The sequence below is a fragment of the Streptomyces sp. NPDC006655 genome (genome assembly GCF_040703965.1).
GTDB lineage: Bacteria > Actinomycetota > Actinomycetes > Streptomycetales > Streptomycetaceae > Streptomyces.
Map to the genome: position 1 here is coordinate 87,634 of NZ_JBEYJU010000017.1, position 13,153 is coordinate 100,786.

The window sequence follows — 13,153 nt, forward strand, 5'->3', positions numbered from 1 at the left end:
TCGTACGGTGCGGGCCCGTTGACGGATTAAGGTCGGCGGGTGACGAGCAGCAGCGCGACGCGTTCCCACGATCTCGACGGCATACCTCCGGCGGCGGCCCCGCGGAGCGGGCCTGACCGGCTGCGGGGATCCGGTCACCCCGCTCCCCCGGGCACCGCACCACCGGTCGCCGGCGTCCGGGAACGCCTCGTCCCGCCGTTCCCCGCGCCCGCCACCCACCTGTGGCGGCTCCTGGGCCTCGGCCCGGACCCGGCGGCCCGGCTCGCGCGCGCCACGGGATGGCTGGGCCCGCTGCTCGTCGCCCTCCTGGCCGGCGTCCTGCGTTTTTGGCGCCTGGGGCAGCCGCGGGACCTGGTCTTCGACGAGACGTACTACGCCAAGGACGCCTGGGCGCTGCTGCACCTCGGCTACGAGGGCACCTGGCCGGACCGCAAGGTCGCCGACCCGCAGGTCCTGGCGCACCCCCAGGTGATCCCGCTCTCCGACACCGGTTCGTTCGTCGCGCACCCGCCGACGGGCAAGTGGGTGATCTCCGTCGGCGAGTGGCTGTTCGGTCTCGATCCCGTCGGCTGGCGCTTCATGACGGCGCTCCTCGGCACCCTGTCGGTGCTGATGCTGTGCCGGATCGGCCGGCGGCTGTTCCGCTCCACGTTCCTGGGGTGCCTGGCCGGTGCGCTGCTGGCGATGGACGGTCTGCACCTGGTCATGAGCCGTACCGCCCTGCTGGACCTGATGGTGATGTTCTTCGCGCTGGCCGCGTTCGGCTGTCTGCTGCTCGCCCGGGACCGGACCAGGGCCGGGCTGGCGGCGGCGCTGCCGGCCGACGCGGACGGCCGGGTCCGCCCGGACGCCGACACCGGTGACCGCACCGTCCTGGGCCTGCGGCCGTGGCGGCTCGCGGCGGGTGTCCTCCTCGGCCTCGCGGCCTCCACCAAGTGGAACGGGCTGTACGTCCTGGTCTTCTTCACGGCGCTGACCGTGCTGTGGGACGTCGGCGCCCGACGGGTCGCCGGCGCCCGACGCCCGTACCGTGCCGTGCTGCGCCGGGACCTCGGCCCCTCGGTCCTCACCCTGGTACCGACCGCGCTGGGGACCTATCTGCTGAGCTGGACCGGCTGGTTCCTGTCCGACGACGGCTGGGGCCGCCACTGGGCGGACGGCCGCGGCGGCACCTGGTCGTGGATACCGGCCCCGCTGCGCAGCCTGTGGCACTACGAGTACCTGGTCTACCAGTTCAACGTGGGCCTGCACACGCCGCACAAGTACCAGTCGAACCCGTGGAGCTGGCTGGTGATGGGCCGCCCGGTGCTGTTCGCCTACGACTCCCCGAAGCCCGGCCAGGACGGCTGCACCACGGCGGCCGCCTGCACCCGGACCGTCCTCGCCCTGGGCACCCCGGCCCTGTGGTGGGCGGCCTGCCTGGCCCTGGGCTACCTGCTGTTCCGCTGGGCCCTGCGCCGCGACTGGCGGGCCGGTGCGATCCTGTGCGCGGTGGCCTCGGGATACCTCCCCTGGTTCCTCTACCAGGACCGTACGGTCTTCTCCTTCTACGCCGTCGTCTTCGTCCCGTACCTGTGCCTGGCCGTGGCGATGATGATCGGCGCGCTGGCGGGCCCCCCGGACGCGACCCGCCACCGGCGCATCCGCGGCGCGATGACCGCGGGCGCCCTCGTCGTCCTGATCGCCTGGAACTTCGTCTACTTCTTCCCGATCTACACCGGCCGGACGATCCCCTACACCGGCTGGCAGTCCCGGATGTGGCTGGACACCTGGATCTGAGGACCGCCCCCGGCGCAGGGCCCGCCGGCTAGCGGCGGGTGGTGGCCGTGGGCCGGGGCTCGGTGCCCTCTGCCCGGAGGGAGGCCTTGTCGGGCTTCGGGCTGGGGGTCGGGCTGGGGGCGCCCGTGGCCGGGGCCTTCTTCTTGGGCAGGTGGCGGGGTACGACGTCCTGCGGGAAGGTCAGCTGGCCGTTCATCCACGTCAGGGCGGCGGGCATTTCCCGTACCCAGGTGGGGAAGTTGTGGCTGCCGTTCTCGGGGAGTATCGACACGACCTTCATGGGCGGCTTGACGGCCTTGATGAAGGCCTGGGTCTCCGGGTAGCCCTTCTCGCCGTGCTTGCTGTTGGCGACCAGGACGGAGACCTGCGGGATGGGCAGGTGCTTGAGGCGCCACATCAGATCGTGGCCGTCGACCCGGGCCTGGCGGCCGAGACCGCTGCCGAAGAGGTTGCCGGTGGTGGGGTCGTCCTTGACCCGGTAATCGGGCGACAGGGCGGCGGCCGTGGTGTAGACGCCGGGGTTGCGCATGGTCAGCTGGAGCGCGCAGCTGCCGCCGGAGGAGTAGCCCATGACGCCCCAGGCACTGGCGTCGTGGCCGGCCCGGTACGCGGACTTGATCGCCTCGGGCAGGTCCTTGGCCAGGAAGGTCTCCGTCTGCGGTCCGCCCGGCACGTCCACGCACTCGGTGTCGCGCGGGGGCGCGACGGTGGGCCGGATCATCACCATGATCGTCGGCTGCATCTGGCCCTTGCTCTGCAGTTCGCCCGCGGTCTGCGAGACCCGCAGGTGCTGGGCGAGGTTGAAGATGCTGCCGGGGTACCCGCTGAGCGCGACGATCACCGGGAAGCGCATCCGGTGGTACGCCTTCTGGAAGTACTGCGGCGGCAGGTAGACGAAGGCCGGGTCGACCACGCCGGTGCGCCGGCCGATGACCTTGACCGACTCCACCCGCCCGACGGCCGCGGCCGGTCCGTTCGGCAGCCCGCTGACCCGGCGCAACTGCTCGTCGCCCGCGGGCTGGACGAGTGCCCCGCCGTGGACGGTGCTGATGCCGTTCACCGTGCCGTTGCCGTTCCCGCCGGCCGCCTGGGTCACGCCGACGGGTGCGGTGTCGACGTTCCCGAACAGCTCGTTCCAGGATCCGAAGAACTGGTAGGACGAGTTCACCGCGCACGCGAACGCGGCGACGATCGTCACCTGTGTGACACCGATCGCCGCCAGCCGGCCCAGCACCTGCCACAGCCCCGATTTGGCGAGCCGTGGCCAGATCCAAACCAGCAGCGCCACGCACAGAGCGGCCAGCGCCACCATCGCGTATACGGTCGTTCGACTGGTCAAACCCATGTCGTCAGTCCTGACTTCCCTGCCTGTGCACATTGCCTACGCACAGAAGGAGGGCTGGAGAGCCTTCCTCGTTCCGTAACGACGGATTCAGGAGAAAGTCATTGCCTGTTCCTTTATGTCACACCTGGAGACTTACCCAGGTCACACCGGGTCTTACCCAGGGGTCCGCCCTCGGGCCGGACCCGGCGGGTGACCGACGTCATTGACAAGCCGATCATCAAGGTTTGTCATGAACACATGCTTCTGACCGGGCGCCGCGCGCTGCTCGACGCCGCCCGGGCCCAAGCGGCGACGCGCCCCGGGGTGCTCCTGCACGGCCCCGCGGGCATCGGCAAGTCCGCCCTCGTGGACGCCCTCGTGAACACCCTCCTGGACCCGCTCGGGGACGCACGTGGCGACCCGCTCGCGACCACGACCACCCCGGCCGTCCTGCGCTGCACCCCCGCCGCGTCCGACACGGGCCTCCCCTTCGCCGGACTCGTCGACCTGTTCGCGGCCGTCCCGGACAGCCGCCTGGACGCGCCGGCGCCCGAGCCGCGGGCGGCGCTGCGGGCGGCCCTGCTGCGCGGCCGGGAACCGGCCGACGGCCGGGGTCTGCTCGCGGTCCGCCTCGCCGTCCTCGACGTGCTGCGTGCCCTGGCCGCGACGGGCCCCCTCCTGCTGGTCGTCGACGGCCTGCAATGGCTCGACGAGCCGACCGCCGAGGTCCTCGCCTTCGCGATGCGCCACCTCGGCACCGGCACCGGACCGGCCCCCGGCATACGGATGCTCGCCACCGAGCGGGTGGCGGACGGCGGCCAGCCCGGCCGGCTGCGCTGCTGCCCGGCCGGCACCGTCGAGCTCCCGGTGCCGCCCCTGACGGACGGTGAGACGGCGCGGCTCGTGCGCGCCGACCTCGACGCCGACCTGCCCCCGGCGCTGCTGCGGGCGGTCCAGCGAACGGCCGCCGGAAACCCGTACTACGCAATGGAGTTGGGGCGGGCCGCGCGGCACGCCCGGATGCCCGCCGACCACCCCGCGGTGCCGCCGGTGCCGCCGAGACTGCGCGACCTCCTGCTGGCCAAGGCGCGTTCGCTGCCCGAGCCGGTGCTGCACACCCTGCTGGTGGCGAGCGTCGCCGCCCGCCCCACCCTCACCCTGCTGCGCGCCGCCGGGCTCCCCGACCCCGCCGCGGACCTCGCGCGGGCCGAACGGCTCGGCATCGCGACGGCCGACGCCGACGGGGTCGTACGGTTCCACCACCCCGTGCTGCGGGCGGCCGTGCACGCGGACGCCCCCGAGCACGGCCGCAGGCAGGCGCACGCGCTGCTGGCCCGGGCGGTGACCGCGCCCGTGGAGCGGGCCCGGCACCTCGCGCTCGCCCACCCGTACGAGGACGAGGCCACCGCCCGCACCCTGATCGCCGCGGCCGGGTCCGCCCGCCGGGACGGGGCCCCCGGCGCCGCCCACGACCTCGCCGCGCTCGCCGTCCGCCGCACCCCGGCCGGGCTCCCGGCGGAACGTGCCGAACGGCTGCTGGCCGCCGCCGAGTACGCCTGCGACGCCGGACTGACCCAGGAGGCGGCCGAGGCGGCCGGGGCGGTCCTGGCCCGGTCGGACTCCGCGGCGCGGCGGGTGCGGGCCCGCCTGGTCCTGCTGCGCGGCGCCGGACAGGCCCTGGAGGGTGCCGGGGACCTGATCGAGGAGGGGCTGAAGGACGCGGCCGGGGATCCCGGCGCGGAGGCCGCCCTGCATCACTGGGCCGCCGTGCGGGGTCTGCTGTGCGGGGAGTTGGCGCAGGCGGCCCGGCACGCCCGGCGGGCCGCGCGGCAGGCGGCCGCGGCGGGCGACACGGACACCGCGGTCGGGGCGCTGGCCACCCTCGCCCGGGTGCGGTCCCTGGGCGGACGGCCGGACGCCGCCGACGCCGCGCTGGGCGAGGCGCTCGCGCTGGCCGGCGGCGCCGACGGCGGCCCGGAGAGCCGGCGGCTGGTCCGGATGCGGGCGATCCTCGCCCTGGACTCCGACCGGGTGACCGAGGCCCGCGACCAGGTCGTACGGCTGCTGGCGGCGGTCGGCGAGTCGGCCGGGGTGGAGGAGCTGCTGGCGACCCGGGTGGCGCTGACCCGGATCCAGGTCCGTGCCGGGCACTGCCGGGAGGCCGTGCGGACCGCGGCCCACTGCGCGCGCGCCATGGCCGAGGCGGCTCCGGCGCTGTACGCGGCGGCGCTCGCCGCGACCGCCGGCGGCACCGCCGAGGAGGCCCGGCGACTGGCCGCGCGGGCGGTGCGGGCCTCGGAGGCCGACGGCGACCGGCTGTTCCTGCTGCGCGCGCTCGCGGTGCTCGGACAGGCCGAGCTGCTCGGCGGGGATCCGCACGGGGCCGCGGCCGCCGTCGAGGCGTTGCAGCGGGTCAGGGAACTCGGCGAGGCCATGTCCGCCGCCGACCCGCCGCTGCTGCACTGGTACGCCGACCTGGCCGAGGCGCTGGTCGTCCTGGGTGAGACCGACGCGGCCGGGGAGGTGCTCCGCGACGCCCGGGCGCGGGTGTCCGGCGGCGCGCCCGGCAGCGTACTGGCGGCGCTGGAGCGGGCGGAGGGGCTGCGCGAGGCGGCCCTCGGCCGGGCGAAGGAGGGGGCGGTACGGCTGCACGGCGCCGTCGACCGGTTGCGCCGGCTCCCGCTGCCCGTCGAGCTGGTACGGACCCTGATCGCACTCGGCGCGGTCGAACGCCGGGCGCGTCGCCGGAACGCGGCGCGCGCGGCGCTGGCGGAGGCCCTGGAGACGGCCGGCCGGATCGGTGCGGCCCCGCTCGCGGTCCGGGCCGGGGACGAGCTGGCCCGGCTGGACGCCGGGGAGCGCGGCGGCGAGGCGGGCGGGCCCGAACTGACGCCCACGGAGGCCAGGATCGCCGAGCTGGTCGGCGGCGGCGCCACCAACAGGGAGGTGGCCGCGGAGCTGTTCATCAGCGTCAAGACGGTGGAGGGGGCGCTGTCGCGGGTGTACCGCAAGTTCGGGGTGCGGTCCCGCACGGCGCTGGCCCACGCGATGGCGGTCGCGGTCCTCGCGTCCGGGGCGGCGCCGGTCGACACCGCCGACGACGACCAACCCCGCACCGTGGCGACCACGATGACGATCAGTCAGCCGCCGCGCCCGCGCGTCCCGCGCACCCTCGACACCCGCGGTTAACACGCAACGCAAGGGTTCCCCCGCTTATGGGGGCGGGGCCGGAGTTCCTACGGTGAAGCCGTTCCGTTCCCGGGACGCTCCCACTCCCCACCCCCCACCCACCGGAGGACTTCGGTGAAGTCTCGTCTGAAGCTGCTCGGCCTGGTCGCCGCGCCCGCCCTGGTCACTGCGGTCGTCCCCGCCGCCTACGCGGCGAACGCCCCGCACACGGCGCGTGCCGCCGTCGCCGGAGACGTCCTGCCCGGCCTGAAGCAGGACGCCGCCCGCACCGGCAGGGTCGCCGCGGGCAAGCGCATATCCGTGGCGATCAGCCTGACCCCCAGAGGCGGCACCGCACTGGACACCTTCATCGCGAAGGTCAGCGACCCGCACTCCGCCTCCTACGGCCACTACCTGACGAAGGGCCAGTTCGCGGCGCGCTTCGGCCGGACCGACGCCGAGGTGAAGAAGCTGAAGGACTACCTGCGTTCGCAGGGCGTCACCGTCGGCAAGGTGCACTCCGGCAACCTGCTGGTCGACGCCAGCGGAACCGCCGCCCAGCTGCAGAAGGCCTTCGGCACCCGGCTGTCCACGTGGAAGGACAACACGTCGGGCCGCTCCTTCTACGCCAACGACACCGCGCCGACGCTGCCGTCCTCGCTGGCCGCCATCGTCAGCGACGTGGCGGGCCTCAACAACCGGGTCCAGCTGCACCACCAGGCGACCGACCGCACCGTCTCCCCGCACAACGGCCCCGGCGGCGGCTACACCCCGGCCCAGCTCAAGGGCGGTTACAACGTCTCGGGCACGTACACCGGCAGCGGCCAGAAGATCGCGCTGCTGGAGTTCGACGGCTTCCAGCAGTCCAACATCACCAAGTACGACACCAACTACAGCCTGGGCTCCCCCGCTCCGACGGTGTCCAAGGTGGACGGCGGCTCCGGCGCGCTCGGTGACGGCCAGGTCGAGGTCGAGCTGGACATCGAGGTGCTGCACGCCATCGCCCCGAAGGCGAACGTCACCGTGTTCGAGGGCCCGAACTCCGACGCCGGCGAGGTCGACACGTACCAGGCCATCGTCGACAGCGGCATCGCGACCACCTCGATCAGCTGGGGCGCCGCCGAGTCCGCCCGCACCACCTCCAACATCAACGCGGTGGACGCGGTCTTCAAGGCGGGTGCCGCGCAGGGCCTCGGCTTCTACGCGGCCTCCGGCGACAGCGGCTCCGACGACGCGGGCGACGGCGGCACCTCCGTCGACTACCCGGCCAGCGACCCGTACGTCACGGGCGTCGGCGGCACCAAGCTGACCGTCACCTCGTCCAACGCCTTCAGCAAGGAGGTGGCCTGGTCCGGCGGCGGTGGCGGCAAGTCCTCCGTCTTCAAGATCCCGAGCTGGCAGACGGCCGTCCAGAAGAGCGCGGGCGGCGGCTTCCGTCAGGTCCCGGACGTCTCGGCGCACGCCAACCCCAGCCCCGGCGTCTCCATCTACTCGCAGGGCTCCTGGTCCTCGGTCGGCGGCACCAGCGCGGCGGCCCCCGAGTGGGCGGCGTTCGCGGCCCTCTACAACCAGCAGGCGGCGGCCGCGGGCAAGGCCGGCCTCGGCTTCGCCAACCCCGCCCTGTACGCGGCGAGCGGCACCGGCTTCCACGACATCACCAGTGGCAGCAACGGCGCCTACTCGGCGGCCTCCGGCTGGGACTTCACCACCGGCTGGGGCTCGTACAACGCCGCCACCCTGGCGTCCAAGCTCCTCGGCTGACCCCGCCCCCAGCGACCACCCCCCACCGACCGCCGCGCGGACCGGGACGACTCCCGGTCCGCGCGGCGGCGTTCCCGCATCCGGGCCCGACCCGGCCCGTCACCTGACGTCGACGTAGTCCCCGGTGGCCGTCGCCGGGCCGGTGGTCGTGGTGCCGGCGAAGCGGAAGCGGAAGTAGCCGTCGGTGCGGGCCCTGGTGGTGGTCCGCAGCGATCCGCCGCTGCCGGTGGTGACGGTCTTCAGCGTGGTGTAGGTGCTGCTGCCCTTCTTGCGGAACTGCAGCTCGACCCGCTGCCCCTGGTAGCCGGTGTAGCCGCCGCTCTCCCAGTTCGCGCGGGTGAGCCTGCCGGTGACCGTGAGGGTTCCGCCCTTGCGCACCGGCTCGGGCGAGGCGTTCACGGTGGCTCTGGCCAGCCGCTTGAGGTGGGCCGTGCCGGCGGCGTCGATCTCCGTCCAGTCGTCCGTGCCGTCCTGCGCCCCGGCGAGCACCTGCCAGGTGCCGGCGACGGCGTTGCGGTGGAGGTCCTTCGCCGCGTCCACACCGAAGCTCACCGCGCAGGTGGCGGTGGTGGGGTCGGTGGCCGACACCGTGCAGGTGCCGTTCGGCGGGTAGTGCGGCAGGAGGCCGTCGGCGTCGTCGGTGTTCGGACCGTGCCACAGGTAGGCCCAGGAGGCGGCGATGCCGTCGGGGTCGGTCGCGGTCCAGGCGATGGTGACGGTCTTCTTCGTGGTCGGGCCCAGGACGAGGTCCTTGCCGCCGTTGACGACGACGTGCGAGAACGTCGTGCCGGCGGACCCCGCCCGGTCCGCCGCGTGGGCGGCCGCCGGGACGGACACGGACAGGGCGGTGGCCAGGGACACGGCGGCGGTGACGGCCGGACGGATGCGCATGGAATCCCCCTTCGGGACCGAGCGGCCTCACCGTCCGCGGACAGCGGGACCTGATGATGCGTCACGCTGCCTAGACACACGGGGGACGGACACGGTTGCCCGCGGATTCGCACCGTGTTCACCGTGCCGTCGGGGACGTGCGGCCGGGGCCCTCAGCGCACGGCGTCCGAGAGCCGTACGAAGGTGTGGCCGGCGGCCAGCAGACGGGGTACGGCCGCGGCGACGCCCTCGGCGGTGCCGCCCTCGGGGTGGTTCATGTGGCAGATGACGACGGACCCCGCGGGCGCGGCCCCGACGGTCGTACGGACCTGCTCGGGGGTGAAGGTGGCGCCCGCGTCGCCGTTGACCGAGAAGCCGGCGAACCGCTCGCCCATCCGGGTGACGATCCTGGCCGCGACGTCGTCGCAGTACGCGGTGCCGGAGCGGAAGAACCGCGGCGGTTCGCCCAGCAGGCGGGTGAGCTTCTCCCGGTTGCCGGCCACCTCGTCGTAGACCTCGGCGGCGCTGCGGGTGCCGGGGATGCCGTAGGCGGAGCGGCCGGTGACGGAGAGCGGGAGGTGGCGGGTGCCGTGGTTGCCGATCTCGAAGAGGGGTTCGGCGGCCAGGGTGCGGAAGAGGGCCGGATTGGCGTCGATCCAGCGGGAGTTGAGGAACAGGGTGGCCGGGACCTCCCGCTTGCGCAGGAAGTCGATCAGGTCCCGGTCGTAGCCGCTGCCGCCGGGGCCGCCGCAGGCGTCGAAGGTCAGCGCGATCCCGCGGTGCCCGGCGGGCAGCCGGTGCACCACGCCGGGCGCGTCGAAACCCCAGCTGCGGGGTACGGCGCGGCCGTACTCGGCGACGATCTCGGCGCGGGTGACGGCGGGCGGGCGCACCGTCCGGTGCGGCGACGCGGCCGCGGGACCGGTGCCGGAGGCCTCGGGCGAGGGCGGTCCGGAGGCCGCCGTACCCGCCTTGTGCGCAGCGGTCGCCTCGGCCGCCGCGCTGTCCTTGGCCGGTGCGCCGCAACCGGCCAGGACTCCCCCGGCCAGAGCCGCGAGCACCATGCGCCGACTCGTTCCCATCCGCTCTCCCACCTGCCCCGATGTGCCACGCACAGGTGCCACACAGACGTGGCACGCACATGCTAGGCGGCACATCGCCGCGGCCCGTCAGGACACCGGACAAGCCTTGCCCAACAAACCTTTGTGGAGCATTTGCCGCACCCGGCTGAACCGCCTCCCGAACCGCGCGTGTCCCATGCGCATCCCAGCGCTGATCCGTCCTCGCAGGTCACCGGCGTGTCACCGTCCCGACGTCCCGATCGGCGCCGGGAGCCGCGGTCCTCGGGACGGCCGCTGTCAGCCTGGTGCGCGCCGGGGGCTCCCGGCCGACCAACCGGAGGGAAGCACCAGATGGGACGGAGGACGCTTGTGCGGGGCCTGACCCTCGCGGTGGCAGCGGTCCTGCCCCTGTACGGGCCCGTCGCGGCGCAGGCGGCGCAGGCGTCGGCCACCGCGGGCGCGGTCGCGGGCGCAGGCACGGGCACGGGCATGGGCGCGGTCGCGGTCTGCGGGCACACCGCCGAACAGCCCGCCCTGCGGCTGGGATCAACAGGGATCCCGACGGCCGAGGCGCAGTGCGAACTCGACCTGGCGACGAAGCCCAGCCGGTACCCGCCCATCGCGGCGGACGGCTCGTTCGGGCCCGCGACCGAGACCCGGGTCGAGGAGTTCCAGGCGTGCGCCGGGCTGGGCGTGGACGGCGTGCTCGGGCCGCAGACCTGGGCCGCGCTGAACACCTGGGCCGCCCGGCCGCACACCTGCGCCGCCCCGGGCACCTCGGGCACCCCGGGCACGGCGCAGGCCGGCGGGTGCGGACACACCGACACCCGCCCGACCCTGCGGAAGGGCGCGAACGGCGTCGAGGTCAAGGAGGTGCAGTGCCGGCTGAACCTGGCCATGGAGCCGTTCCACTATCCGCCGCTCGCGATCGACGGCGACTTCGGAGGCGGCACCCAGGCGCGGGCCGTCGAGTTCCAGAGCTGCGCGGGCCTGGTCACCGACGGTGTCGTGGGCCCCGACACCTGGGCGGCACTGGTGGACTGGGCCGGTCGTGACACGTACTGCGCGCCGCCACGCCCCGCCGGCCATCCGATCGACGGCCTCGACACGGCCGAGTACCAGCACCCCGGCGGCGCGCCGATCGACTGGGACGCCGTACGGGCCTCGGGCGTGGAGTTCGCGACGGTCAAGGCCACCCGGGGCCTGAACGTCACCGACCCGTACCTCGCCACCGATCTGCCCGCGGCCAGGGCGGCGGGGCTGGCCGTGGCGCCGTACCACTTCTACACGGGCTCGTCGCCGGACACGGGCGCCGCGCAGGCCGACCGGTTCATCGCCGCGGTACGGGCGACCGGCTACACCGGGCAGCGCGCGGGCGACCTGCCGCCGGTGTTCGACCTCGAACGCACGGACGACGGCACCGGCCGCTGCCCCGCCTACGGCACGGTGGACGACGTCAGGGCCTGGCTCGACCGGGTGACGGCCGCCTTCGGCCGCACCCCGATCGTCTACACCCAGAAGTCCTTCCTGGACGACTGCCTGGGCTCGACCACCGCCCTCGCCGGATACCCGCTGCAACTCGCGGACTACCGCCGGTCGATCACCGAGCCGCCGTTGCCGGACGGCTCGACGACCTGGGCCATGTGGCAGTACACCGACGCCGCGCTCTTCCCGGGCATCCAGGCCCCGGCGACCGCGGACCTCTTCAACGGCACCCGGGCCGACCTGGACCGGCTGGCCAACCGCTGACACCGGCTGCCCCGATGCTCCGGGGTCCTCGGGTACCACAGGGGAGTATCCGGGGCCCCGGTATCAGCTCTTCGGGGCCGCCGTGCCCGTGGGTCCGGGCGTGGACCCGGGTGTCGTCCCGGGTGTGGCTTTCAGTGCCGCCTGGCAGGAGGGCCAGTCGTGGAAGTCGTGCCGTACGCTCCACAGCCGGTGCGCCGCCCGGATGTTCCAGTCCGGGTCGAACGCCCGCAGCGGTGTGCCGCCGAGGTCCCGCAGACGGGCGTCGGAGATCTGGAAGACGCCCCAGTTGCGGGAGCCGTTGGTGTTCGGCAGCACGTACAGCGGGTCGAGGAACGACGCGCAGCGGGCGATGGCCACGGCGGTGCCGGGGTCCTCGACGAACACCTCGCGGATCCGCCGCGCCACCCTGGCCGTCGACCAGGTCGTCATCGAGACCCGCTGGGCGTAGAGGGCCTTCCTGGTGGCGTCGTCGGCCACGCTGGTGGCCGGCAGACCCGCCAGCACCTGGAACGCGGTCAGCCGGCGCAGGGTCTCGGGGCCGAAGTCCCCGTCGACGGCGAGCTTGCCCTTGGCCCGCGCCAGCAGGGTCTGGACCTCCCGTACGCACTCGTCGTGCTGGCCCATGCTGACCGTCTTGCACGCCGGGGAGTACAGCAGTTTGTCGCCGGTCGCGGGGGCGGCACCCTCGGAGTGCCGGCCGGACAGCCACACGAGACCGGCCACCAGCGCCACCGCCGCCACGGTGGCGAGGATCGCGGAACGCGAGGACGGCTTCTCCGGCACCCGGAGCCGGCGTGACCTGCCCGCGCCCGGCCTGCCCCGGGCGCCGCCCACCGGGGTGACGTCGTCCGCCGCGGCCTCCTCCGGTACGGCCACGGCGGGCTCCCCCGCCGCCGAGGCCGACCACGGCGCGGGACCGGGTGCCACGGACAGACCGTTGCCCGACGCAGACACGAGGCCGGGACGCGACTTCGTGCCCACACCCGGCTCCGGATCCGCACCCGCCCGCGGACCCCCGCCCGGCTCCGGATCCGCGTCCGACTTCGCGCCTTCGCCCGGCTCCTGGCCCGTGGGCGTCTCAGGGGCTGTCGTCGGTTTCGGGTTCTGGGCGGGCCTGCCCGCGAGGGGCGCGGTCGCCGCTTCCCGGTCGGCGTCCGCCAGCGCCCACAGGCGGTGGAGTTCGCGGAGTTCCGCCGCGCTGGCGCCGCACACCTTCGCGAAGGCGTGGACCACCCGGTAGTCCGTCGGAACACTGAGGCCGGAGCAGTACCGGTGCAGACTGGAACCGCTGACCCCGGCCTCCTTGCCGAGACGGTCGTAGCCCCGGCCGCTGCGCTCCTTCAGCATCCGAAGGCGGGCGGCGAACTTCTCGCCGTGCGGAGAGGCAACCACGCAACCATCCTCGCTCGGGCCTCCGTTGACGCGTAGAAGCTACACGGCA

The 13,153-nt window shown here is 74.3% G+C and carries 8 protein-coding genes; 4 read left to right on the top strand and 4 right to left on the bottom strand.

The genetic code is table 11. From position 1 onward, the window contains the following. The first annotated feature begins 39 nt into the window (after positions 1–39). Positions 40–1,779 carry a phospholipid carrier-dependent glycosyltransferase gene (locus tag AB0958_RS13065; protein ID WP_366890455.1) on the top strand — a complete coding sequence of 580 codons (1,740 nt, stop codon included), beginning with the start codon at positions 40–42 and terminating at the stop codon, positions 1,777–1,779. 28 nt (positions 1,780–1,807) lie between these two features. On the opposite strand, the gene AB0958_RS13070 is transcribed toward AB0958_RS13065, so the two are convergent. Then, positions 1,808–3,124 carry an alpha/beta hydrolase-fold protein gene (locus AB0958_RS13070; RefSeq protein ID WP_366890456.1) on the bottom strand — a complete coding sequence of 439 codons (1,317 nt, stop codon included), beginning with the start codon at positions 3,122–3,124 and terminating at the stop codon, positions 1,808–1,810. Between the two features lie 237 nt (positions 3,125–3,361). Here AB0958_RS13070 and AB0958_RS13075 point away from each other — a divergent pair, with 237 nt between their 5' ends. After that, on the top strand, positions 3,362–6,292 hold the full coding sequence (locus AB0958_RS13075) for an AAA family ATPase (RefSeq protein ID WP_366890458.1): 2,931 nt from the start codon (positions 3,362–3,364) through the stop codon (positions 6,290–6,292). 114 nt (positions 6,293–6,406) lie between these two features. Continuing rightward, entirely contained in the window at positions 6,407–8,032 is a 1,626-nt protein-coding gene (locus AB0958_RS13080; protein ID WP_366890459.1) for a S53 family peptidase, read from the top strand. A gap of 99 nt (positions 8,033–8,131) precedes the next feature. Here the strand turns inward: AB0958_RS13080 and AB0958_RS13085 are convergent, their stop codons facing one another. Both AB0958_RS13085 and AB0958_RS13090 read right to left on the bottom strand, forming a co-directional pair. Further along, a complete protein-coding gene (locus tag AB0958_RS13085; protein ID WP_366890460.1) occupies positions 8,132–8,923 on the bottom strand; it encodes a hypothetical protein in 792 nt (263 codons plus the stop codon). A gap of 152 nt (positions 8,924–9,075) precedes the next feature. After that, the gene (locus AB0958_RS13090) at positions 9,076–9,984 is read right to left on the bottom strand and encodes a polysaccharide deacetylase family protein (protein ID WP_366890461.1); all 909 of its coding nucleotides are present in this window, start codon (positions 9,982–9,984) and stop codon (positions 9,076–9,078) included. 330 nt (positions 9,985–10,314) lie between these two features. Between AB0958_RS13090 and AB0958_RS13095 the strand changes: the two genes are divergently transcribed. Further along, positions 10,315–11,712 carry a GH25 family lysozyme gene (locus tag AB0958_RS13095; protein WP_366890462.1) on the top strand — a complete coding sequence of 466 codons (1,398 nt, stop codon included), beginning with the start codon at positions 10,315–10,317 and terminating at the stop codon, positions 11,710–11,712. A gap of 63 nt (positions 11,713–11,775) precedes the next feature. On the opposite strand, the gene AB0958_RS13100 is transcribed toward AB0958_RS13095, so the two are convergent. Further along, the gene (locus tag AB0958_RS13100; protein ID WP_366890463.1) at positions 11,776–13,104 is read right to left on the bottom strand and encodes a helix-turn-helix domain-containing protein; all 1,329 of its coding nucleotides are present in this window, start codon (positions 13,102–13,104) and stop codon (positions 11,776–11,778) included. Positions 13,105–13,153 lie beyond the last annotated feature (49 nt).